This window comes from Idiomarina sp. (assembly GCF_048260185.1).
Lineage (GTDB): Bacteria > Pseudomonadota > Gammaproteobacteria > Enterobacterales > Alteromonadaceae > Idiomarina.
In genome coordinates, this window is the sequence record NZ_JBLXHB010000001.1 from 664,540 (window position 1) to 686,654 (window position 22,115).

General features: G+C 45.8%; 23 protein-coding genes and 1 tRNA gene. 13 read left to right on the plus strand and 11 right to left on the minus strand.

The window, feature by feature from the left end; all coding sequences use genetic code 11:
- Genes aat through infA form a run of 3 tightly spaced genes read left to right on the plus strand, consistent with a single transcriptional unit; the run spans position 1 to position 1,667 of the window.
- Positions 1–711, plus strand: coding sequence for a leucyl/phenylalanyl-tRNA--protein transferase (gene aat / locus ACN0RF_RS03270; RefSeq protein WP_417438047.1), 711 nt, complete (start codon positions 1–3; stop codon positions 709–711).
- Positions 711–1,439: an arginyltransferase gene (locus ACN0RF_RS03275; RefSeq protein WP_417438048.1), complete on the plus strand. Its 729-nt coding sequence runs from the start codon at positions 711–713 to the stop codon at positions 1,437–1,439. Before aat ends, ACN0RF_RS03275 begins: the two co-directional genes overlap by 1 nt.
- Positions 1,440–1,448: 9 nt before the next feature.
- Positions 1,449–1,667, plus strand: a complete 219-nt coding sequence (gene infA, locus ACN0RF_RS03280; RefSeq protein ID WP_008489926.1) for a translation initiation factor IF-1 — start codon at positions 1,449–1,451, stop codon at positions 1,665–1,667.
- 69 nt (positions 1,668–1,736) lie between these two features.
- Here the strand turns inward: infA and clpA are convergent, their stop codons facing one another.
- Positions 1,737–4,007 carry an ATP-dependent Clp protease ATP-binding subunit ClpA gene (gene clpA, locus ACN0RF_RS03285; RefSeq protein WP_417438049.1) on the minus strand — a complete coding sequence of 757 codons (2,271 nt, stop codon included), beginning with the start codon at positions 4,005–4,007 and terminating at the stop codon, positions 1,737–1,739.
- Positions 4,008–4,034: 27 nt separating this feature from the next.
- Complete coding sequence (clpS, locus tag ACN0RF_RS03290) at positions 4,035–4,343, minus strand: ATP-dependent Clp protease adapter ClpS (protein WP_011233927.1); 309 nt, start codon at positions 4,341–4,343, stop codon at positions 4,035–4,037.
- A 217-nt stretch (positions 4,344–4,560) separates the two neighbouring features.
- Here clpS and cspD point away from each other — a divergent pair, with 217 nt between their 5' ends.
- Positions 4,561–4,776 carry a cold shock domain-containing protein CspD gene (gene cspD / locus ACN0RF_RS03295; protein WP_011233928.1) on the plus strand — a complete coding sequence of 72 codons (216 nt, stop codon included), beginning with the start codon at positions 4,561–4,563 and terminating at the stop codon, positions 4,774–4,776.
- Between the two features lie 77 nt (positions 4,777–4,853).
- Here the strand turns inward: cspD and yejK are convergent, their stop codons facing one another.
- Complete coding sequence (gene yejK / locus ACN0RF_RS03300; RefSeq protein ID WP_011233929.1) at positions 4,854–5,897, minus strand: nucleoid-associated protein YejK; 1,044 nt, start codon at positions 5,895–5,897, stop codon at positions 4,854–4,856.
- A gap of 67 nt (positions 5,898–5,964) precedes the next feature.
- On the opposite strand from yejK, the gene ACN0RF_RS03305 reads away from it, so the two are divergent.
- Positions 5,965–7,599 carry a DUF3413 domain-containing protein gene (locus ACN0RF_RS03305; protein ID WP_417438050.1) on the plus strand — a complete coding sequence of 545 codons (1,635 nt, stop codon included), beginning with the start codon at positions 5,965–5,967 and terminating at the stop codon, positions 7,597–7,599.
- A gap of 86 nt (positions 7,600–7,685) precedes the next feature.
- A tRNA-Pro gene (locus ACN0RF_RS03310) sits at positions 7,686–7,762 on the plus strand.
- A gap of 31 nt (positions 7,763–7,793) precedes the next feature.
- Here the strand turns inward: ACN0RF_RS03310 and ACN0RF_RS03315 are convergent.
- The 3 genes from ACN0RF_RS03315 to ACN0RF_RS03325 all read right to left on the minus strand — a co-directional run bounded on the left by ACN0RF_RS03315 (position 7,794) and on the right by ACN0RF_RS03325 (position 9,826).
- Entirely contained in the window at positions 7,794–8,849 is a 1,056-nt protein-coding gene (locus ACN0RF_RS03315) for a Fic family protein (RefSeq protein WP_417438051.1), read from the minus strand.
- 68 nt (positions 8,850–8,917) lie between these two features.
- Complete coding sequence (locus tag ACN0RF_RS03320; protein ID WP_417438052.1) at positions 8,918–9,322, minus strand: HIT domain-containing protein; 405 nt, start codon at positions 9,320–9,322, stop codon at positions 8,918–8,920.
- Between the two features lie 3 nt (positions 9,323–9,325).
- The gene (locus ACN0RF_RS03325; RefSeq protein ID WP_417438053.1) at positions 9,326–9,826 is read right to left on the minus strand and encodes an alpha/beta hydrolase; all 501 of its coding nucleotides are present in this window, start codon (positions 9,824–9,826) and stop codon (positions 9,326–9,328) included.
- A 115-nt stretch (positions 9,827–9,941) separates the two neighbouring features.
- Here ACN0RF_RS03325 and ACN0RF_RS03330 point away from each other — a divergent pair, with 115 nt between their 5' ends.
- A complete protein-coding gene (locus ACN0RF_RS03330; protein WP_114981362.1) occupies positions 9,942–10,784 on the plus strand; it encodes a TIGR02285 family protein in 843 nt (280 codons plus the stop codon).
- Here the strand turns inward: ACN0RF_RS03330 and ACN0RF_RS03335 are convergent.
- The 5 genes from ACN0RF_RS03335 to asnA form a co-directional block, all read right to left on the minus strand.
- Positions 10,781–11,164 carry a glutathione S-transferase N-terminal domain-containing protein gene (locus ACN0RF_RS03335; protein WP_114981364.1) on the minus strand — a complete coding sequence of 128 codons (384 nt, stop codon included), beginning with the start codon at positions 11,162–11,164 and terminating at the stop codon, positions 10,781–10,783. The two genes, ACN0RF_RS03330 and ACN0RF_RS03335, sit on opposite strands and share 4 nt — an antisense overlap.
- Before the next feature lie 84 nt (positions 11,165–11,248).
- Positions 11,249–12,232 (minus strand): LLM class flavin-dependent oxidoreductase, encoded by a 984-nt coding sequence (locus tag ACN0RF_RS03340; protein WP_110014007.1) that lies wholly within the window; start codon positions 12,230–12,232, stop codon positions 11,249–11,251.
- Between the two features lie 6 nt (positions 12,233–12,238).
- The gene (locus ACN0RF_RS03345; RefSeq protein ID WP_011233943.1) at positions 12,239–12,976 is read right to left on the minus strand and encodes an SDR family oxidoreductase; all 738 of its coding nucleotides are present in this window, start codon (positions 12,974–12,976) and stop codon (positions 12,239–12,241) included.
- A gap of 20 nt (positions 12,977–12,996) precedes the next feature.
- Positions 12,997–13,587: a TetR family transcriptional regulator C-terminal domain-containing protein gene (locus ACN0RF_RS03350; protein WP_417438323.1), complete on the minus strand. Its 591-nt coding sequence runs from the start codon at positions 13,585–13,587 to the stop codon at positions 12,997–12,999.
- A 56-nt stretch (positions 13,588–13,643) separates the two neighbouring features.
- Positions 13,644–14,624 (minus strand): aspartate--ammonia ligase, encoded by a 981-nt coding sequence (asnA, locus tag ACN0RF_RS03355; protein ID WP_417438054.1) that lies wholly within the window; start codon positions 14,622–14,624, stop codon positions 13,644–13,646.
- Between the two features lie 150 nt (positions 14,625–14,774).
- On the opposite strand from asnA, the gene asnC reads away from it, so the two are divergent.
- The 6 genes from asnC to ACN0RF_RS03385 all read left to right on the plus strand — a co-directional run bounded on the left by asnC (position 14,775) and on the right by ACN0RF_RS03385 (position 22,111).
- Complete coding sequence (gene asnC / locus ACN0RF_RS03360) at positions 14,775–15,245, plus strand: transcriptional regulator AsnC (RefSeq protein WP_417438055.1); 471 nt, start codon at positions 14,775–14,777, stop codon at positions 15,243–15,245.
- The gene (gene selD, locus ACN0RF_RS03365; protein WP_417438056.1) at positions 15,242–16,282 is read left to right on the plus strand and encodes a selenide, water dikinase SelD; all 1,041 of its coding nucleotides are present in this window, start codon (positions 15,242–15,244) and stop codon (positions 16,280–16,282) included. Before asnC ends, selD begins: the two co-directional genes overlap by 4 nt.
- Positions 16,283–17,287, plus strand: a complete 1,005-nt coding sequence (mnmH, locus tag ACN0RF_RS03370; RefSeq protein ID WP_417438057.1) for a tRNA 2-selenouridine(34) synthase MnmH — start codon at positions 16,283–16,285, stop codon at positions 17,285–17,287.
- A gap of 94 nt (positions 17,288–17,381) precedes the next feature.
- Positions 17,382–20,000 carry a M14 family zinc carboxypeptidase gene (locus tag ACN0RF_RS03375; RefSeq protein ID WP_417438058.1) on the plus strand — a complete coding sequence of 873 codons (2,619 nt, stop codon included), beginning with the start codon at positions 17,382–17,384 and terminating at the stop codon, positions 19,998–20,000.
- A gap of 135 nt (positions 20,001–20,135) precedes the next feature.
- The gene (locus ACN0RF_RS03380; protein ID WP_016341288.1) at positions 20,136–20,309 is read left to right on the plus strand and encodes a DUF1328 domain-containing protein; all 174 of its coding nucleotides are present in this window, start codon (positions 20,136–20,138) and stop codon (positions 20,307–20,309) included.
- A gap of 122 nt (positions 20,310–20,431) precedes the next feature.
- Entirely contained in the window at positions 20,432–22,111 is a 1,680-nt protein-coding gene (locus ACN0RF_RS03385; RefSeq protein WP_417438059.1) for a carbon starvation protein A, read from the plus strand.
- Positions 22,112–22,115 lie beyond the last annotated feature (4 nt).

A 22,115-nucleotide genomic window follows, 5' to 3' on the forward strand; every position in this document is an offset into this window, starting at 1 on the left:
GTGATTGTTCAGCTTGATCCGGCATCAATCAGTTTTCCACCCGCAGCGACCGCTTTGCATGAGCCCAATGGGCTACTCGCTGTCGGTGGAGATTTATCGCCGGGTCGGCTGATACACGCCTATCAGCAGGGAATATTTCCCTGGTTCTCAGAAAATGACCCAATTCTGTGGTGGTCCCCTAACCCCAGAGCTGTATTTTTCCCCGACCAAATCCATACCAGCCGCTCTTTAGCTAAAACCAATCGTAAGCCAAACTGGCAAATGAGCATTAATCGTAACTTTGCTGAAGTTGTTCGTGCCTGCGCAGACGAACGCGCCGACAAAAAAGGTACCTGGATAACGGAAGAGATGATTGAAGCTTATTGCAAGCTGCATCAGTTAGGTCACGCCCATTCGGTCGAAATTTGGTTCGACAATGAACTTGCAGGCGGTTTGTACGGTATTTCAGTAGGCCGTGCTTTTTGCGGGGAAAGTATGTTTCACTACAAAACCGACGCGTCAAAAATAGCCTTGTTACGTTTCGCTCAATATTTTAAAAAGCATGGCGGCCAGCTAATTGATTGTCAGGTGGGTAATCCGCATTTATTTTCATTAGGTGCTGTTAACCTGCATCGCGAACGTTTTTTAATGAAGCTCAATATTGCACAACAACAAAAGATGCCAGATACTTTTTGGCAAGCTCGTGAGCTTTCTCATTCTGGAGAACTGTAGTGCAATTTGGCGTGACGAAAGAGAGCCAATGTCACTATTTAACCGACCAGCAGGAACGACTTGTTGTTGCCCTCCCTAATGCTCTTGAAAACCTTAATGCAGACGCGTATCAGCAACTCATGCAATACGGCTTCCGTCGCAGCCATAACGATGTTTACCGTCCTCACTGCCGGCTCTGTAGTGCCTGTCAGTCGTTACGCGTGGTCGTGCCTGAATTTCGCTTTAGTAAGAACCAAAAACGAATTCTAAAAAAGAATGACGACTTAACGCTGCAGATTAAACAGCAGCCGGAAGCTGAATACAGTCAATTGTTTTCGCAGTTTATTGAACAACGACACGCGGATGGAGAGATGTACCCACCCGACCCGGAAAAATTCTGGAACTGGATAGATTGCGACTGGTTAACTCCGGAGTTATTAGAGTGGCGCAATGCCAGCAATGAGTTAATGATAGTTTCGGTAGTTGATCGCACTGCTGACGCAATGTCCGCAGTTTATACCTTTTTTCATCCCGATGAGGAAAAGCGTTCGCCGGGTACCTTCGCTGTATTAGAAATGATTCGACTGGCTCAGGAGCGAGATGTTGCCAGACTCTATTTGGGTTACCAAATTGATGACTGTAAAAAGATGAATTATAAGGCTCGATTTGCCCCATATGAACGACTGGTTGGCAATCATTGGAAAAAAGAGCTAAAATCGCACACACTTAAAGCTCAAAACAAAGATTAGAGGATTTTAATGGCGAAAGAAGACAGTATTGAGATGCAGGGAACGGTTCTTGACACCCTTCCTAACACTATGTTCCGAGTAGAATTGGAAAATGGTCACGTAGTTACTGCCCATATCTCAGGAAAAATGCGTAAGCACTATATCCGCATCCTGACCGGCGATACCGTGACTGTGCAGTTAACTCCTTACGACCTGACCAAAGGCCGCATCGTCTTCCGCGCACGTTAATCCGCACTGAGGATTAAAAAAACCGGCTTCATTTAATGAGCCGGTTTTTTCATTTCTGCTGAAGGCTTATTAACCTTCTACGGTTTCGTTTTTGCTGTCGTAATCAAATTGCAGTCCGTCCTTGCCATCAGCAGTCACTCTCACGCTGCCACCGCTGGCCAGTTTCCCGAACAGAATTTCGTTGGCTAAGGTTTTCTTCAGGTGTTCCTGAATAACCCTGCTCATTGGGCGGGCGCCCATTTCCTTGTCGTAGCCTTTCTCAGCAATCCAGGCATGAGCAGAAGGATCAACCTCAAGCGACACACCTTTTTTATCTAACTGAGCCTGCAGTTCACAAATGAATTTATCGACAACCTGTTCCAGTACTTCCGGTGTCAAATGGTTAAACCACACAATACCGTCCAGACGATTACGAAACTCCGGAGTGAAAATATTATTAATTTCCGCCAACGCATCGAAGCTGTGATCCTGCTGTTTAAAGCCAATAGACTTACGCACAGTTTCACGAACACCCGCGTTGGTTGTCATAACAATAATCACGTTACGGAAGTCAGCTTTACGGCCGTTATTGTCCGTTAAAGTGCCGTTATCCATCACCTGCAACAGAATATTAAATACATCGCTGTGGGCTTTCTCCAGCTCATCTAACAGCAACACGCAATGTGGTTGCTTGATTACAGCGTCGGTCAATAAACCGCCCTGCTCGTATCCTACATACCCCGGAGGCGCACCAATCAGGCGACTGACCGCATGGCGCTCCATGTATTCCGACATATCAAAGCGCACCAGCTCAATGCCCATAGCTTTCGCCAGTTGCTGTGTAACCTCGGTTTTACCAACCCCCGTTGGTCCCGCAAAAATAAACGAACCTATTGGCTGGTTATCGTTGGCAAGACCCGAACGCGACAAGCGAATAGCACCGGTGAGCTTATCAATAGCTTCATCCTGACCAAATACCACCATTTTCAGGTTACGATCCAGCTGCTTCAGTAAGTCTTGGTCGGACCGGGAAACCGACTGTTCCGGAATACGGGCTATTTTGGCGATAATAGTCTCAATATCCGACACCCCTACCGTTTTACGGCGTTTAGACGGCGGCAATAAACGCTGTGAAGCTCCGGCTTCATCCATGACATCAATGGCTTTATCGGGCAAATGGCGTTCATTAATGTATTTAGCAGAAAGCTCCGCTGCCGCTTTAATAGCAGGTTGCGTGTAACGAATACCATGATGATTTTCGTAACGCTCTTTTAAGCCCATCAGAATTTTAGTGGTGTCTTCTACAGAAGGCTCCACCACATCCACTTTCTGGAAGCGACGAACCAGCGCTCGGTCCTTTTCAAAAACATTTTTGAATTCATTGTACGTAGTGGAGCCAATGCACTTAAGTTGGCCACTTGAAAGCAACGGCTTAATCAAGTTAGAAGCATCTAAAACACCACCGCTGGCAGCTCCGGCACCAATAATGGTATGAATTTCGTCAATGAACAGAATAGCGTGCTCTTTTTCCTGCAGCTCTTTTAAAAGCATTTTAAAGCGCTTTTCAAAGTCACCGCGGTATTTAGTACCTGCCAGCAGGTCGCCCATGTCTAGTGAGTAAATGGTGGCATCGGCTAGTATTTCTGGTACTTCGCCTTTAATAATGCGATAAGCCAGGCCTTCTGCAATAGCGGTTTTACCCACACCGGCTTCGCCGACTAACAACGGATTATTCTTACGACGGCGGCAAAGAATTTGCGCACAGCGTTCCAGCTCGAAATCGCGGCCAATTAGAGGGTCAATTTTGCCTTCCTTTGCCTGCACATTAAGATTGGCACAAAAGCGCTTCAAGTAGCTCTCTTGCTCCTCGCCACCCTTAATGGCCTCTTCTTCCGCCATTTCTTCGTCCATAGGCTCATCGTCATCGATACGAGAAATACCATGAGAAATGAAGTTAACGATATCCAGTCGGGTAATATCGTTTTTACTGAGCAGATAGACGGCTTGAGATTCTTGTTCACTGAAAATGGCAACCAATACATTGGCGCCCGTTACCTCAGCGTTACCGGATGACTGAACATGAAACACCGCGCGCTGCAAAACTCGCTGAAAACCAAGCGTAGGTTGAGTGTCCGGACTTTCTTCTTCCGGACCAAACAGCGGGGTACTGCGGTCAATATAACTTAATAGTTCTTCTTTCAATTGTTGAAAGTTTGCCCCACAAGCTCGAAGCGCTTCCGATGCATCTGGGTTATCCAGTAATGCAATTAGCAAGTGTTCAACTGTCATCAATTCATGATTACGTTCGCGCGCTAGCCGAAACGCATCGTTTAGCGTTAATTCAAGGGCTTTATTCAACATAGACCACTCCTTACCAGCCAACCCGGATCATTCTTGCTCCATGGTACACAATAATGGATGCTGATTTTCCCGAGCATACTGATTTACCTGTACTACTTTAGTTTCGGCGATTTCCGCAGAATATACACCGCAAACGGCCTTTCCTTTATAATGCACCTGTAACATGGTGTCCGTGGCGCGCTCCTGATCCATCTTAAAAAATCTCATCAATACTTCAATCACAAAATCCATAGGGGTGTAATCGTCATTATTAATAATGACTTTATACATGGATGGTGGCTTGAGCTCCTGCTTTTCCTCTGTATCGCTAAGGTGCTGGTGATCAAACTGACTCATTTATTAACAACCTGCCATAATAATAGTTTTAAATTTACCAGAAAATATAAAAAAACAACCAAAATATTAACAATCCAGGTTATTTTTTGAACTTTAGGGCTTGACTAATCACTCACGTCACCTAGAGTTAAACATGGTGCTAAATCGGCGATTTTTCAAGCCACCGCACCTAATAATAATAAACTATCTATCTGTTGCAGAAGAAGGATGTAGAAGTATGGCTACCGGAAAAGTCAAATGGTTCAATAATTCGAAGGGCTTCGGCTTTATCGAAAGCGAGGATCGCGAAGGTGATATTTTCGCTCACTATTCAACCATTGAAATGGAAGGCTATCGCACACTTAAAGCGGGGCAACCCGTAGAGTTTGAACTCGAAGAAGGCCCCAAAGGCTTGCATGCCAATAACATTGTTCCCGGTGCTGCCGATAAATAACATCGGCTAAACCAAACAATTTAAGTACTTTCAAAACGCCGGCTTGTCCGGCGTTTTAATTTACTTAATCACTTCAACTAACTATCTATACCAAAATAACGCCGTAATTGATCACGTAAATTTGGCGGAGTTCCATTAATTGTTAATGTATCCGTCGCCGCGTCATAGTGCACTCTCTCTCCCAGGGCAGTGTGATCAAAGCCAACGCTGACTCCTCCACCTTGTCCCTGAAACTTAACCAACTTACGTAATGTCGACTTATCTGCCGGAAAATCATCAACTAATTCGCGTGAATTCTGTTCAGCAAAATCCTTTGAGAAACTCTCAAAGCTCTTTTCTACCGGGTACTGCTCTGCAAATTGCTCTGATAGATCTTTGATTTTTACCGTGTCGCCCTGCTTCCATTGATCGTCACAATACTCATAAGCCGCTTTATTCAGGGCTTGGCGTTGTTCCGTTTCCAGCTCCGACTGTTTCGCATATTCTTGTACAGAATCGACCAACTGTTGTGTGTGAGCTTTTGAGTTTAAACGTTCAGTACACCCCAGAAAATCCAGGAAGAAGTCTGAAACCTTGCGGCCCGCGCGTCCTTTAATAAAGGAAATATACCGCTCACTTTCCGGAGATGTTTTCCACTCAGTTAAGTCAATACGGGCCGCCAATTGCACTTTCGTTATATCTAACTGCGACGAGCGGTCAACAGCCAGCTCAGGGTTTATTGTTACCCCTTCTTTAACGGGTAAAAAGCAGACCAATAAATATTCGGTACTAATATGTTGGTAGCGAGTGACTAACAAAAAGCCCGCTTCTAACAAATTATAGTTTTGCAGTTGTTCCAGCAATAGCTTGGCAGACTGCTGACTGAATTCGACAAAGTCCAGTTGCCCGTCATACCAGGAGGTTAAATGTTCAGGAAAAGGGCCGGGTTCGCCCTCTTCTTCATCTTTAAGAAAACTCGCATAACCTTTCGCCGGTTTGCTGGTATACACGTCCGTTAATTCGACTAACAAATCGTGCAGCTGGTCATCTTCGGTTAACGCCGAAGGAGCCAACCGAAGCCCTACTTGTCCGTCATTTTGATAAAACTGATGAATAATGCTTTCTTCTATCCGCAATTGCATAACGGGGACTATCCTTGCTGTTTTGCTGTGTTACTATAATGCCATTGTAACACGGGACTGACGAACGATGGGAAAGTACCAACGTAGGGATAAAATTGCCCGATTAATAAGCTGGGGACATTGGTTTACCTTTGCCAATATCGTCCTTTGCCTGTTTATTGGACTTTTGTATATTGAAGCGGCCCCGAAGCCCTCCACGGCTATCGGTAATCTCTACATGCTTGTCAGCTGGATAGGTCACTTTGCCTTTCTGCCTTTTATATTCTTCATTATTCTGATATTCCCGTTTTGCCTGGTTGTGCCCTACTCCAAAATATTACGAGGGTTTGCCGCTCTGGTTGCCTCATTCGGGCTGATAGCACTTATCGCCGATGCACTGTTCTTTCGACAGTACGGGTATCATTTAAATACCTACTCTATGGCGCAAATGACCCGCGATGCAGAAGCGGTTTTCACAGGGGCAAGTTTCGTTATTATTTCCGGCGTTCTGCTCGGTTTCTTACTGACTGTCGGAATACAGCTGCTGTTGGCTAACCTAGCCTGGAAACGTCTGGAAGATTTACAGCAACGAAAAATTGGCGCTCCGGTTACAGCCATTTTCCTTTTATGCTTTTTCGTTAGCCACAGTATTCATGTTTGGGCTGACGCGGTGTTGTACGACCCAATTACCCAACAAGACGATATGTTTCCGTTGTCCTATCCAACAACGGCTAAAACATTAATGGCTAAACACGGAGTCATTGATGTTGAAAGTTACCAGGCCAGACAACAAATGCTGATGGCTACCGATAAAATAAAACTTAAGTATCCTCAGCACCCTCTTTTATGCTCTAAGATAAACTCTCAGCAATCAACAACTCTGATTTTATTTGAGCGTAGTAGTAGCAAAGTTCAGAAAGAGCTGGAAACTCTGGCAGCCAAGCATCAACTAGAGCGGCCGGAGCTAAAGCTACTGGCTCATCCGAACCGCGACGGCGGATTATTTCAGGTGCTTTATGGCTTGCCCGACTTTTATCAGGAATCCATTGAGCGACAGCAACTGAAACCCGCTTACCTTAAGCCGCTTAACGACTTTAATTTTGATGTGCGCTGGTATCACAGCAAAAATTGGAACGACTCTCTGCATTTAAGTCAGTTTCATCCCGAATGGCAAAGCCAGGAGCTGGCAGAGTTTAGCGCTCATCCGCAAAACCAAATTAATGTCATTCTAATTGCTGAAGACGATATTTCTACTTTAGATAAAGTACTTCAGCAAACCGAAGACCAACAATTGCTGCTGACGGCTTTGTCTCCTGCACAAAGCGAAGAGTTATTGGGTAACAAGCAGTTTGCGCTTGAAAACATGCAAGTTCCTCTTTGGCAGCGAAATTACCAGTTGGCAGACCAACCTATAGCCGGACTTATGGATTTGGTTCCAACCATGCTTGAAGATCGTATCTCCTGCGCAGGTTCTCATAAAAATTACACCAATGGCGAAAGCTTACAGACATCTAAGCGTCGTTGGCCGCTGGTTGAAACCTACAGTCCTTATATTGTTATTTACGATCAGAAAGAGATTACGATTCTAGATAATAGTGGTCAGTTTAGCGTATACAGCAGCAGCGATTTTGAACTGAAAAAACAGGCCGAACCGCCCGTTCCGGTGCTTATTGACGCCCTGAAAGATTTAAAACGCTTTAGCGAAACTGAAAACAAGGAGTAATTGTCGAAAATAGCAGCAGTCGAGCATCGGAGGGCGTGTTGAGACTTGCTAATTCGGCTTAATCCAGTAACATAGCAGTCCTCGGTCGGCGTGTGGCGCAGCTTGGTAGCGCACTGTCATGGGGTGTCAGGGGTCGGAGGTTCAAATCCTCTCACGCCGACCAATTCTTCTTCGAATGACACTCAATAAAGCATTCACTGGTTCCATTCTGGTAAGCTAAGTTGCTCTCCCATTTCAGTTGCCACTCGCCAGTAACCTCCTCTGGCTGAACCTTTTCGAATTAATACCCCTTGTTCTTTCAATTTAGAAATGTGTTTTTCTACCGCGCGCGATGAAATATTCAACACTTCAGCGACTCTGGCGGCACTCCATTCGGGTTGCTCATTTAATAGTCTAAGAACCATATTTCGTGTGCTCGAGCCCGAATATCGACCTTTACCCGAACCGTTATCCGAACCTAACAGCGAACTTTTTACCGAACTCACTGCCGTTTCACTAGAAAAGTCATGTGAAATATTCGCTTCTTCCAGCACCGCTGCTTTGTCTTTTTCTTCTTTCACTGTGGTTGAAATACTCTGTTGCAAACAATCCAGAATAAACTCAACCATAAGACCTCTGTCATTTTCACTAATTGAGCGGCGCAAGCAGTCAAGGTATTCATCTTTGTTGAATTTAAAAGTTTGTTCAAAGCTTAACCAGGCAACTGCCGGATGCCATTTGGCAAGAATGAGGCTAAACCAGAGTCTGCCAACACAACCGTTGGCAACAGAAAACGGCTGAATGAACTCGAACTGCTGTAAAAAAATAGCGGCTTTAATTAAAGGGTGCTCGGTACTTTCGTCTAACCAGGACAATAAACTTCTTACCGACTTACCGGCCTGCCCCGCCGGAGCAGTCATATGAACCAGTTTGTTGTTTCGGTAAACGCCCATTCCCGTTGCACGATAACTTCCGGCACTAGGCGTTACTGCAGCGCAAATCATCTGGTGAGCGCTTTTAAGATCCGATTCCGAATGTAAATTCCACTCAGACAATTTTTTATAGGCTTCGTCTAGACGAATACCCTCCAGCGGTTGTGACTGCTCATCCAGGCCAACCGACGCATGAGCTTTAATTGGCAGTTGTTGAGACTTAAACTCTTCTAAATTGCTTTTACCGGATTCAAGTAATGCTAGCCAGCGGCCAAAGTCGGTGCTTATTTGCGCCACTAAATTCACGCATTTACTGGTAATCAAATAATCTGCTGCCATTTGTTATTAGTAACCTCTGAGGGTTACTCTCCGTTATTTTGTTAACGCACACACTCAGTCTAAAACACTTACACTGTAATATCAGCGAATACCGATTGCAGCCTTGCCACTTCACTTTCTTTCAACGGAAGCATAGGTTGTTTCCCCCAGACTGGAGCAGGCCAGGCAGCGTCAGTTTGAAACCGCGCTATATGATGAACATGCAACTGCGGAACCTGATTTCCTAAAGCAGCGACATTGAGTTTATCGGGTTGGTATTCAGCTTTTAGCCAGTGGCATAGAAACCGGCTTTCTTGTAACAACTGTAGTTGGTCATCTTCAGAAAGGTCTATGGCTTCGCGCACGTCTGCCACTTTAGGAACCAACAAAAACCACGGAAATTGCCTGTCATTCATGACTCTGACTTCGCATAGCGGCCAATCGGTTAAATGATAACTGTCTCTGGCTAATTCCGGAGCTAATGTATATTCCATAACCTACCCTTTTAATAACGTTTCAAGAAACCGTTTAAACAGTGCATTAGTTTGCGGCAAGCTGTCAATTAAACGGTGGTCATCATTCACCAGGTGTAACTCTGCCCTGGTTCTTTCCGCATAACGCCAACTGTTTTCAACAGGAACAATATCGTCGTTCCAGCCATGAATAATTTGAGTCTCACAAGCCGGTGTTAGTTCATCAAAATTTGCCTGACCACCTAAGTAAAAGGCCGGAGCCATTATGAACAGCCCCCGGCTCTTTGTTTTAGCTGCAGCTACCGTTGCCACGTAACCGCCCATGCTGGAACCGACCAGCAAGAAATTTTCCGTTAGTGCTTCAATATATGTTGTGAGTTTTTCCACGCGCTGATCAGGATCATCAATACCCTGATAATCGACACTGGTTACGCTGAACCCCAAAGCTTCAGCGGTTTTTGCTAAAACTTTAATTTTGCTGCCCCAGGGGCCGCTCTCTTTTCCGTGATTAAAAATAACCAGCATTTAGCAATTACCTATATTTTGTGCTTAGATAAAACTATCAGATATAACAATTAAGTAACAATGTAAGCTTTTATCATGATAGTCAAAACGTTCATTATAAAGAAAGGCGGTTACTATGACCTTTAACAAGCAACTTGTTGCGCTGTACACCGCATTATCTATAGTGGCTCTGTTTAGCTCAAGCAGCCTTGCCGAGCATGAAGACATTATTTGGGGAGTAAACTCCTCCCCGCCGTTTCATATATTTGATGGTAAATATGAAGAACAAGGCTTTTGCGATGCTTTAGTCAGCAGCTTTCAGCGCCAGCTACCGGAACTGTCGCACAAGGTCAGAAAACTGCCCTCCCGCCGTATTACCATGCTTATGAAAAAGAACAAAAACCTCTGCTTTCCCTGCCTGATTAAAGGAGCAAGTTACAATTCCGAATTTAATTACACCGACATAACTCATCGGTACCAACCACACGGCATAATTACCCGTGCTGACACCGCGGCCAGAATCATTGGAAAATATGGCCAGCCAGTAAATTTTTCCAACCTGGTTCAGGACTCAAATTTACGCTTTGCGCAACCAGCTGAACGCCGTTATGGACGACTGCAGCCCCTGCTGGAAGAGCACCTTATCGACTCAGATAATTTCAGTTTTATCAGCGGCGACAATGCCCACATCAACTTGCTGACCATGATAGTCAACGAGCGTATTGATTACACTATCGATTATGAAATGATCATGACTTACTACAACGAAACTGAATTTAAAAACAGCGGACTGGTGTTTTTACCTATTAAAGAGTACGAGGGTGTGATTATCGAGGGTGCAGTGGGTTGTAGCAATAATGAATGGGGGCGTAAAGCTGTGCGGCACCTTAATGAAGTCATTAACGAGCTTAACGCTGATCCGGACTTTCAGCAAAGCCTGGATCAGTGGTTAGGAACTAGTCGCCCAATGTTTGATTAAGCAAAGCGCTGTTGTAAATACTGGTTAATGTCGTCGGACTCATACATCCACTGTACTTTATCGTCCTGCTCAATGCGCAAACACGGCACTTTAGCCCTGCCGCCGCCATCTAGCAGCTCTTGTCTGTGCTGCTCATTATTTTTCGCGTCTCTTAACTCTATATTCAAATTAAGACGGGCAATTTCCTTACGCACCTTGACGCAAAAAGGACAAGCGGCAAATTGATAAAGAGCCAAAGACTTGCAAGCTTCATCTACCTGTTGCTGAGCCTCATCACTGCGGCTCTGGCCTTTTGGTGTGGTCAACTTTTCAACTAGTAAAACAATAGGCGTTAAAATAAGCCGTAGAGTACGAAAAAAGTAACGAATGATAATTCTCATAAAAATACAACCAGACTGCCTGTTAAAGATGCCGCTATTCTAACGTGTTTAAGGTAAAGCGTCAGTCTTTTAGCTAAACGCTTTTCACTTTCCGTTTAAAGCTTCTGCAGCAATTTCTAACGACCTTAAACGAGCCTGATGATCAAAGGCATGGCAGGTAAGAATAACTTCATCTATACCGGTATCATCAATAAACTGATTAATATGCCGTTGAACTGAATCCTTAGTGCCAACCGCCGTATAGGTTAATGCATGATTCGCCCCGGCCAGTTCATGAGGCGCAGCAACCGTTCTTATGTCATCCACCGGTGCTTTCAAAGGCCCGGGTGTACCGCGACGCAACGCAATAAACTGTTGTTGCATTGAGCTCATCATTTTTCGCGCATCGGTTTCGCTGTCTGCCGCAAAAACGTTCATTGCCGCAGCAACATAAGGTTTACTGAGGTAACGCGACGGACGAAAGTTCTCGCGATACGCTTTTAATGCATGCTGCAAATAGTCTGGTGCAAAATGCGATGCAAAGGCATAAGGCAGACCTAAATGCGCTGCAAGCTGGGCGCCAAAAGTGCTTGAGCCGAGCAACCACACCGGAATTTTCTGTCCAAAGCCGGGCACAGCTTTAATGGCATCACTTTCCTGTGCTTCTTCCAGATAACCTAAAAGCTCCTGAACATCGTTAGGAAACTGCTCGGCGTCGTCGGGTTTACGTCTTAATGCCCGTAGGGTTCGGCCGTCTGTTCCCGGCGCTCGACCCAAACCAATATCAATACGTCCGGGGTACAGGGCATCCAGCGTACCAAACTGCTCAGCGACCACAAAAGGCGCATGGTTAGGCAACATAACACCGCCTGAACCTACCCGAATTTTATCGGTTTTGCCAGCAACATAACCTAAGGCAACCGCGGTTGCGGCCGAGGCAATTCCGGTCATATTGTGGTGCTCAGCCATCCAGAAGCGGTGGTAACCCCACCGCTCTGCATGCTGGGCTAAATCAGCAGAATTATGCAATGATTCAGCCACAGACCCACCTTCGGTAATAGGCGCTAAATCAAGAACTGAATATTTCATAACAAATTACAGCTCTTGCTTGGTTGGGCGAATGATCATTTCATTCACGTCAACTTGCTGAGGTTGCTCAATCGCAAACGTAATGGCACGGGCAATAGCCGCAGAATCAATCGCGTCTGAATACAAACTGTCAGCCATTTCTTTCGCGTCTTTGTCACTAATGTGGTCAGTCAGTTCTGTTGCTACAGCGCCCGGTGAAATATTGGTTGCGCGAATTTCACCATTAGATTCCTGACGAATGCCTTCAGAAATAGCTTTTACCGCAAACTTAGTTGCGCAATACACCGTTCCGCCGGCAAAGACTTTCTGACCTGCAACTGATGACAGGTTGATGATATGACCGACATGCTGTTCACGCATAACCGGTAATACAGCAGCTACGCCATACAGAACACCTTTAATGTTCACATCAATCATGGTATCCCACTCGTCCACTTTTAGCGCATCGAGCGGTGCCAGTGGCATGAGTCCGGCGTTATTAATCAGCACATCAATACGACCAAATTCAGCTTTAGTGTCGTCAGCCAGTTTTTGAACTGCCGCTTTGTCGGTTACATCAACCACACGGTAAGCTGCCTGACCACCGTCTTTCTTAATTGATTCAGTTAACTCTTTCAAACGATCTTCGCGACGCGCCGCTAACATCAGTTTTGCGCCTTTTGCCGCAAGCATACGAGCGGTTTCTTCACCTAAGCCGCTGCTTGCACCCGTAATAATTACAACTTTATCTTGTACTTCTGACATAGCTTTACCTCCGGTTAGTGCTATTGGTCAACTGCCCCTAACTGCTTTAATATCATCTCTTCAAAACGCAGTAGCGGCAGCATAGAACGCTGAACTTTGGCTCGCAGTAACGCTCCCTGCCAACCTGAAAGAATGAAGGCTCCCATCTGTTCGGTGTCAATGCATTGCTGAATTTGCTGTGCGTCCTGCGCAGCTTTTAAACACCGGGCAATACGCTGTTCCCAGTCAGAAAAAATGTCATCTAACCGTTCGCGAAATAAATCACTCTGCGAGGCCATTTCCTGACCCAGGTTGCCTATCAAGCAGCCTTTGGAAAAATCACACGACTTTAAGTCCTCTACCGAGCGACGCAAATAGCTACGCAAACGATCAATCGGCTCCAGATTCTCGTTAGCCAGAGTTTCGTCCATGCGTGCTTCATAATCCTCGGCGTAGGTTTCGATAACAGCCAGGCCAAAATCGTTCTTACTTTTGAAGTAATGATAAAAAGAGCCCTTGGGCACCTGCGCCTCGCTCAGAATTTTATTCAAGCCGGTGCTGCTGAACCCATGTATGGATATCAGGTCAGCACCGATTGTTATGATGTTTTGTCGTGTGTCATTTTTAGTCATGCGCCATATATTAGACCAGTCGTCTAGAAACTTCAAGATCAGTCTGTTAATTGCAACTATAGGGCTTCCGCAATGGGTTCCGGCCAGACACCACACTGGACTTTAGCAATGTGATCACTTTGTAAAATTTGCATCACCACCCGTGACTGCCCTATTCCCCCTCCAATAGTTAAGGGCAGCTCGCCCGCCAACAAAGACTGGTGCCAGGGTAGCTTGAGCTTCTCTTCCTGTTGACTAATAACCAGCTGACGCTTTAATGCCTGCTGGTCAACACGTATCCCCATAGAAGAAAGTTCCAGCGCATCATCTAATGCCGGATGCCAGACAAGAATATCGCCGTTTAAACCAGTACTACCCTGCTCGTTAACCGTACTCCAGTCATCGTAGTCCGGCGCTCTTACGTCGTGTGCATGGCCATGACTCAGCTCCCCGCCGATACCGACCAAAAATACGGCGCCATGTTGTTTAACCACTTTGCGCTCGCGTTGTTTTGCAGTAAGGTCTGGATAAGCAGTAATTAAATCTTCTGCATGCACAACCTGTATTTTCTCCGGTAAGGTTCCGGTTCCGCCGTGTTGTTCAATATATTGCTGCTCCGTTTGACGCAAAGCAGCGTAGATGCATTCTACTGTCTTAGTCAGATAAGCCAGCGAACGTTGCTCTTCGGTAATGACTTTTTCCCAGTCCCACTGGTCAACGTAAACAGAATGTACCGAGCTCAAAGCTTCTTCATCGGGCCGCAGGGCTTTCATCTGGGTAACGATGCCCTCGCCGGCACCAAAGCCGTAACGGCCAAGGGTAAAGCGCTTCCACTTAGCCAACGAATGAACTACTTCATAATCTTTTTCGGGCACGGCTTTTACTTTAACTGCAACCGCCTTTTCCCAGCCCGACAAATCATCCTGAACACCACTGCCCAACTCACTTAGCAGTGGCGACTGCACTTCAATAAGCCCAAGCTGAAGCTGCAACTGCTGAGTAAAGCAGGCTTTTACGAATTGAATTTTCTGTTGCTGTAACATGTATTGTGACTTCATAAATACTCCGAATCATTAATAAAAGAATAAAAATACAATTCAATTAATACCTTTCAGGACTATTTATTCAATAACGTTTAATAAAAATAGCTTTACTTATTATTTTTCGTTAATTTATACCTAAGTTAATTAACGAAGCTTTAATAAAACATGAAAAAATCACCCGAAAATTATCAAATCGATGATCTGGACCGTTCCATACTCAAAACCCTGATGGACGAGGCACGGATTCCTTATGCTGAACTGGCTAAACGCTATAAAGTAAGTCCGGCCACTATTCACGTGCGAGTTGAAAAAATGAAGCGCGCGGGAATTATTGAGGGCACGCGTTTACAGGTTAACGCCAAACGCTTAGGCTACGATGTCTGTTGTTTCATCGGCATTACCTTGAAAAGCGCGGGTGACTATCCGGCCGCAATTGAAAAACTGGAAAAGCTCGAAGAAGTTATTGAGGCGTACTACACCACCGGTCAGTACAATGTTTTTATTAAAATTATGACGCCATCAATTAACGAATTGCAGCACACGCTAATCAACCGAATTCAGGCTATTGATGAAATACAGTCGACAGAAACGCTCATTTCACTACAGCAGCCAATTAACAGGGACATACAGCCATGAGTCAGGACGTTAAACTAACAGAATACAGCCACGGTGCCGGTTGTGGCTGCAAAATATCGCCACAGGTTTTATCAAGCATTTTGCAAAGCAAACTGGATATAGCACCCGATCCTAAATTGCTGGTGGGGAACAGCACTCGTGATGATGCTGCCGCCTACGATTTAGGCAACGGTCAGGTTGTATTAAGTACTACCGACTTCTTTATGCCAATTTGTGATGACCCTTTCGACTTTGGCCGCATAGCTGCAACAAACGCTATTAGCGATATTTACGCTATGGGCGGTCAGCCTTTAATGGCTATCGCTATTTTCGGCTGGCCAATCAACAAACTACCAGCGGAAGTGGCGCAGCAAGTTATTGATGGAGGTCGCCAGGCCTGCGCCGATGCTGGCATTATGCTTGCCGGCGGCCACAGCATTGATGCGCCAGAACCTATATTTGGGTTGGCGGTAACAGGTCAAGTAGAAAAACAAAAACTCAAACAAAACGATACGGCCCGGGAAGGCGATGTATTAATGCTAACCAAACCATTAGGGGTTGGTATTTTAACTACAGCACAAAAACAGAAAAAACTGTTGCCCGAGCATAGCGGAATTGCGATAGAGACCATGTGTCAACTGAATCGAATTGGCAGCGTCTTTGCTGATATTAAAGGCATTAACGCCATGACAGATGTGACCGGATTCGGTTTAGCCGGACACTTGATTGAAATGGCTGAAGGCGCCGACCTTTATGCAAAAATACAGTTCGACAAAATCCCGACCTTACCCCACGTACGTGACTACCTCAATCAGGGTTGTGTTCCCGGAGGCAGCTTGCGCAACTTCGAGAGCTACGGTCAGCATATTAGCCCGGTACCTGAGCAACAGCGTAACCTTTTATGTGACCCGCAAACCTCCGGCGGATTACTCATTAGTGTGGCAAAAGAAGACGTTGAAGCCGTTTATCAAATCTGTCGCGAATATAATCAGTCAATTCAGATTATTGGTGAGCTCTATACGGCAGAAACACAAACATACCGAGTGGTCGTTGAATAAATGTCTGGTAACTGGATAACCCACTCACAATTTGACCAACTCTTTATTAACGATACACCTTTGCTGGATTTAAGAGCGCCGGCGGAATTTAAAAAAGGCGCTTTTAGTACCGCGGTGAATCAACCTTTAATGACAGATAACGAGCGCGCAAAAGTCGGGACTTGTTATAAACAGCACGGTCAGGATGCCGCTATTGCGCTAGGACACGAGTTGGTCAGTGGAGAAACAAGGCAGCAAAGAGTTAGCGTCTGGAAAAGTTTTTTCAATACACATCCAGATGGTGTGATTTATTGCTTCCGGGGCGGCTTGCGATCACAAATAGTACAACAGTGGTTAAATGATGAAGGCGTTGCCCGACCTCGTATTGAGGGAGGTTATAAGGCACTGAGGCAACACCTGATTCAACGCACGCATGAGCTTGCCTCCGAGTTTAACTGGATTGTAGTAAGCGGCCGCACCGGCTGTCAGAAAACCGAGTTTATTAAGAATCAGCCGAACTCAATTGACTTAGAAGGCTTAGCGCATCATAGAGGGTCAGCATTCGGCCGTTACCCCGAACCTCAACCCACCCAGATTAACTTTGAAAACCAATTAGCCGTTAAACTGATAAAACTTAAGGCTCGTGGCGCGACCAGTCTATTTATAGAGGACGAAGGCAGCCATATTGGCTCAGTTTCCGTTCCTGAATGCCTTCGCCATGCAACTCAAAAAGCTGAGCGGTACCCTATAGAAGCCAGTATAGAGCAACGTGTGGAAGTCATTTATCAGGAATATGTTGTAGCCGCCCAGGATCTTTACCCGTCACGTGAGCAGTTTGAAAATTATCTACTCGACAGCCTGGCCCGAACCCGCAAGCGATTAGGCGACCTCCGCTTTCGCCAACTGTCCGGCATATTGCAGCAGGCCTTAAGCCAAGACAGTGAAGAGCGGCATAAACAGTGGATAGAAGGCTTACTGGTTGACTACTACGACCCCATGTACGATTACCAAATGAAAAAGCGATAAGCATCGCTAAAAATCTGCGACCCGCCGAAAACAACAGTCAATGCGTTACGCTTTTGTTATGGTATTGGCATAATAACACCAAGGGGATCTATCTATGTTTAAGCGAATGTTAAGCCGTGTCACCACGGCCGCATTGGTCATCGTTGCCTTGCCTTCTATGGCGGCAACAACAGACCTTTCTTACTACCTGCCACAGGATGTCAGTTACAACCCGGAAATTACCAAACCCAAAGATGTGCTGGGTTATCAGGTTGGTGAGTGGCATGCCCGCCCCGAGCAAATTGTAAAGTATATGGAAGTTCTGGCAGAAGAGTCAGATCGTATTACGCTGGAAGTCACCGGTCGCACACATGAGCAGCGTCCTTTGTTACTTCTTACCGTCACTTCAGAGGACAACCACCGCAATATTGATGACGTTCGTGAGCGTCATCTGGCAGCCGCTGATCCAAGCCGTGATGCCGACCCGGACAATACGCCGGTCGTAATGTACATGGGCTATAGTATTCACGGAGACGAATCGAGCGGCAGTAATGCAGCAATACTTTTTGCTTATTACCTTGCCGCCGCTGAAGGCGAAGCCGTGGATGAACTTTTGAATGATTCAGTTATTCTGCTTGATCCGGCGTTTAACCCAGACGGTCTTGCCCGCTTTGCACAATGGGCAAACCAACACCGTGGACAGAATTTAGTTGCGGACCCTCAGCATCGTGAGCATGTGCAGCCGTTTACCCGCGGACGAGTTAATCATTATTGGTTCGATATGAACCGCGACTGGCTGTTGCTGCAGCACCCTGAATCGCGCGCGCGTATTGCTAACTTCCAGAAGTGGAAGCCCAACGTACTGACCGATTACCACGAAATGGGAACCAACAGCACGTATTTCTTCCAGCCGGGTATTCCGTCTCGTAAAAACCCTTTAACGCCAGATGAAAACGTGCGCTTAACAGAAATTCTGGCAGCGGAACACGCTGACTCGCTGGATGATATTGGCAGCCTGTATTACACCGAAGAGTCATTTGATGACTTCTATTATGGAAAAGGCTCAACGTATCCGGATATTCAGGGCGCTGTTGGTATACTGTTCGAACAAGCATCCAGCCGCGGGCACCTGCAGGACTCGGTTAATGGTGAGGTCAGCTTTCCATTCACTATTCGTAACCAGTTTGTCGCCTCACTCAGTACCATTTACGGCACACACAAAAACAAAAGTCGTTTTATTGAATTTCAGGAGCGCGCTTACGACGAAGGTATGGAAGCAGCTCAAAAAGCCAAGTTTGAAGGTTATTTAATTGGTGACTCAAGCGATCCGTCGCGTGTAGAAGGCTTACTGGAAATCTTTAAACAACACGGTATTAAAGCTTATCGTGTAGAAAAAGATATTGAGCAAAACGGTACTCAGTTTAAAGCCGGAAGCAGTTATTATATTCCTCTGGCTCAGGCTCAGTACGGTTTAATTCAGGGAATATTCAGTACCCGTAAAAGCTTCCCGAACAACACCTTCTACGATGTTTCGGGCTGGACTTTACCATTAGCCTTTAACGTACCATTTGAGACTCATCGCGGTCGTATTCAAATAGCGGATAATGCCTGGGATGCACCAAAGCGTAAAACATCGGCTCTCACTGATGCTTACGCCTACGCATTTAACTGGAACGATTACCACGCTCCGGGCTTATTACAGGAGTTGCTGGAGCAGAACATTCACGTTCGTCAGACAACCAAGCCCTTCACTGTAGAAGGTGAACAAGGCCGTCAGGAGTTTTCAGCCGGTTCTATTGTTGTACCTAAAGCCTATCAGGAACGGGAATGGCGTGATGTACAACGCCGTCTGGCTACCGCAGCAAAAGAAAAAGGTATTCAGGTAACCTCTATCGAGACCGGATTAACACCTGAAGGTGTTGACCTGGGTAGCCGTAATATTCAGCCGGTAGAAAAACCCAGCGTAATGATGCTGACCGGTGCAGGTGTTAACCTATACGAAGCTGGTGAAACCTGGTATTACCTTGACCGCCATGTCGGTATTCCATTGTCGATGGTTGATACTGAGCGTTTATCCAGAGCTGACTTAACCCGTTATAGCCATATTATTATGGTGGACGGACATTACAGCAATTTAGATAAACCACTGCGTAAAAAAATCCAAAACTGGGTAAGCCAGGGCGGAACAATAATTGGTCAGCGCGGTGGTGCTGAGTGGTTAGCAGACAATGGCCTTCTACAAACTCGTTTTGTTGATGACGCGGTCTTCCAGAACGCTTTTGCTAAAAAGCAGCTAAGTTACGAAGAACGTGACGATTTCTACGCCGAACAACGAATTGCCGGAGCGATATTCTCAATGGATGTGGATACTTCTCATCCGTTATTCTTTGGTTTCCCGCGTGACCAAATGCCGGTATTCAAGAATTCGGCAGCCGCTATGGAAGAGCCGGAGTCGCCTTTCGTTTCAGTTGCCCGCTATTCAGAGCAGCCTTTAATGAGTGGTTACACGGATGAGCGCAATCGCGAAATACTGAAAGGTAAAACCAATATTGCCGCACATCGTTTAGGCAGCGGTCAGGTTATTGGTTTTGCCGATAACGTGAATTTCCGCGCCTATTTTTGGGGAACCGCTAAATTACTCAGTAATGCCATTTATTTAGCTCCCCGTATTCAGGTTTATGCAAAAAAGCTGGACGATAAAGCGGCAGCTGATGCCGCTGCTGAAGCCCATTAATTAATCACCTTTTGTGAAATAAAAACCGCTGGGCTTCTCGTCTTAGCGGTTTTTTACACTTGGATATATTGGTAATTTTTCAGATCATGGTCTACCTTACTAATTGAATCTTCTAAATTAATCAGTGAGGTGAATATGTTACGTTGGGTTCTTATCTTTCTAGCCGTGGCTGTAGTTGCTGCCATTTTAGGTTTTGGTGGAATTGCCGGAACAGCAGCCGGAATAGCCAAAATTATCTTCTATATCTTTATTATCCTCTTTGCGATTTCTTTAGTCGTTCGCCTGCTTCAGGGTAATAAAAGGCTTTAAATGTTTTAGCCTTTGTTAGATATTAGACATTGGTCGTATGCCAACAGTTATTGATTCTACGATACAATAACTGTTGGCATTTTTCGTTATCTGTCTAACACTACAACAATGAGGCTCTTGCCATGAACGCAATCGTAATGATGGTTCTGGGTTTAGGCGCAATGTTTCTCGGTTATGTTTTTTACTCTAAATTCATTGCTGAGAAAATTTTTAAGCTTGATCCAGACTTCAGAACACCCGCTCACGAATTAGAAGACGGCGTCGACTTCGTCCCTACCAATAAATACGTTCTGTGGGGCCACCACTTTACTTCTGTAGCCGGTGCGGCACCTATTATTGGTCCTGCCATCGCGGTTATCTGGGGTTGGGTACCTGCTTTCTTATGGGTTATTTTCGGTACCATATTTTTTGCTGGCGTACACGATGCTGGCGCTATCTGGGCAAGTAACCGTAATAAAGCCAAATCTATCGGTAACCTGACCGGCGATGTTGTAGGCAAGCGCTCTCAAACGCTGTTTATGATCGTTATCTTCCTTGTCTTATTGATGGTCAACGCAGTGTTCGCTACCGCTATTTCGGGTCTGTTGATTAAATTCTCCAGCTCGGTCGTACCGGTGTGGGGAGCTATATTTGTCGCACTTATTATCGGACAAATTATTTTCCGTAAATGGATGGGCTTAGGTGCAATATCGATTATCGGTGTATTGGCGCTGTATGCACTTATCTGGGCAGGCCCATCATTCCCAATAGCATTGCCGGAAACGGTAATGGGCATTAGTGACAACGCGCAATGGGTTCTTATCCTGTTTGGTTACGCAGCCATCGCTTCGTTACTGCCTGTTTGGATGTTGCTTCAGCCGCGTGACTACATCAACGGTCTGCAGCTCTTCATTGGTCTTATTTTGCTTTACGGTGCCACCCTATTGCTGGCTCCGGAAATTTCTGCTCCTGCCTTCAATAGCAATACTCCGGAAGGCACCCCGTCAATGTTGCCGCTGTTATTCGTCACCATAGCCTGTGGGGCAATTTCGGGCTTCCACGGTCTGGTTGCATCGGGTACAACCTCTAAGCAACTTGATAAAGAAACCGATGCTCGCTTTGTTGGGTACTTTGGTGCAGTTGGTGAAGGTTCATTGTCATTGGCCACTATCATCGCTGCCACAGCCGGTTTTGCAACATTAGCCGACTGGGAAGCAGTCTACTCTTCTTTCGGCCAAGGCGGCGTGTCAGCCTTTGTTGAAGGTGGCGCCAACATTATTAGTCAGGGGCTTGGCCTGGACATTGGCGTATCAGAAACATTACTGACCGTTATGGCAGTGCTTTTCGCCGGTACCACAATGGACACCGGACTTCGTCTCCAGCGTTATATTTTCCAGGAATGGGGAAACCTGTATAACATTAACTGGATGCAAAAAGCGTTTCCGGCAACCATGCTTGCTGTAGGCAGCTGTTTATTGCTGGCCTTCGGTGCTGGTGGTGCAGATGGATCTGGCGGTTTAGTTATCTGGCCTCTGTTTGGTACCACAAACCAATTATTAGCAGGGTTAACCTTGTTGGTTATTACGGTCATGCTGGTTCGCCTGGGCAGACCAATGTACTACACATTAATACCGTTAATTTTCCTGCTGATAATGACAGTCTTCGCGCTAATTGTTCAGCTCAAGGACTTTTACAACAGCGGTGACTGGTTCTTAATGGGTCTGGATTTAGTCGTACTGGTTGCAGCTATCTGGATTGCTCTTGAAGCTAGCGCTGGCTTATCTAAAATCCGTAAGGAACAAAAAGCTCAGAAACAGCAGTAAGAGT

Coding starts and splice junctions, on each gene's coding strand:
- infA (WP_008489926.1), top strand. CDS start 1,449: ATGGCGAAAGAAGACAGTATTGAGATGCAGGGAACGGTTCTTGACACC.
- clpA (WP_417438049.1), bottom strand. CDS start 4,007: ATGTTGAATAAAGCCCTTGAATTAACGCTAAACGATGCGTTTCGGCTA.
- clpS (WP_011233927.1), bottom strand. CDS start 4,343: ATGAGTCAGTTTGATCACCAGCACCTTAGCGATACAGAGGAAAAGCAG.
- cspD (WP_011233928.1), top strand. CDS start 4,561: ATGGCTACCGGAAAAGTCAAATGGTTCAATAATTCGAAGGGCTTCGGC.
- yejK (WP_011233929.1), bottom strand. CDS start 5,897: ATGCAATTGCGGATAGAAGAAAGCATTATTCATCAGTTTTATCAAAAT.
- ACN0RF_RS03305 (WP_417438050.1), top strand. CDS start 5,965: ATGGGAAAGTACCAACGTAGGGATAAAATTGCCCGATTAATAAGCTGG.
- ACN0RF_RS03315 (WP_417438051.1), bottom strand. CDS start 8,849: ATGGCAGCAGATTATTTGATTACCAGTAAATGCGTGAATTTAGTGGCG.
- ACN0RF_RS03320 (WP_417438052.1), bottom strand. CDS start 9,322: ATGGAATATACATTAGCTCCGGAATTAGCCAGAGACAGTTATCATTTA.
- ACN0RF_RS03325 (WP_417438053.1), bottom strand. CDS start 9,826: ATGCTGGTTATTTTTAATCACGGAAAAGAGAGCGGCCCCTGGGGCAGC.
- ACN0RF_RS03330 (WP_114981362.1), top strand. CDS start 9,942: ATGACCTTTAACAAGCAACTTGTTGCGCTGTACACCGCATTATCTATA.
- ACN0RF_RS03335 (WP_114981364.1), bottom strand. CDS start 11,164: ATGAGAATTATCATTCGTTACTTTTTTCGTACTCTACGGCTTATTTTA.
- ACN0RF_RS03340 (WP_110014007.1), bottom strand. CDS start 12,232: ATGAAATATTCAGTTCTTGATTTAGCGCCTATTACCGAAGGTGGGTCT.
- ACN0RF_RS03345 (WP_011233943.1), bottom strand. CDS start 12,976: ATGTCAGAAGTACAAGATAAAGTTGTAATTATTACGGGTGCAAGCAGC.
- ACN0RF_RS03350 (WP_417438323.1), bottom strand. CDS start 13,587: ATGACTAAAAATGACACACGACAAAACATCATAACAATCGGTGCTGAC.
- asnA (WP_417438054.1), bottom strand. CDS start 14,624: ATGAAGTCACAATACATGTTACAGCAACAGAAAATTCAATTCGTAAAA.
- asnC (WP_417438055.1), top strand. CDS start 14,775: ATGAAAAAATCACCCGAAAATTATCAAATCGATGATCTGGACCGTTCC.
- selD (WP_417438056.1), top strand. CDS start 15,242: ATGAGTCAGGACGTTAAACTAACAGAATACAGCCACGGTGCCGGTTGT.
- mnmH (WP_417438057.1), top strand. CDS start 16,283: ATGTCTGGTAACTGGATAACCCACTCACAATTTGACCAACTCTTTATT.
- ACN0RF_RS03375 (WP_417438058.1), top strand. CDS start 17,382: ATGTTTAAGCGAATGTTAAGCCGTGTCACCACGGCCGCATTGGTCATC.
- ACN0RF_RS03380 (WP_016341288.1), top strand. CDS start 20,136: ATGTTACGTTGGGTTCTTATCTTTCTAGCCGTGGCTGTAGTTGCTGCC.
- ACN0RF_RS03385 (WP_417438059.1), top strand. CDS start 20,432: ATGAACGCAATCGTAATGATGGTTCTGGGTTTAGGCGCAATGTTTCTC.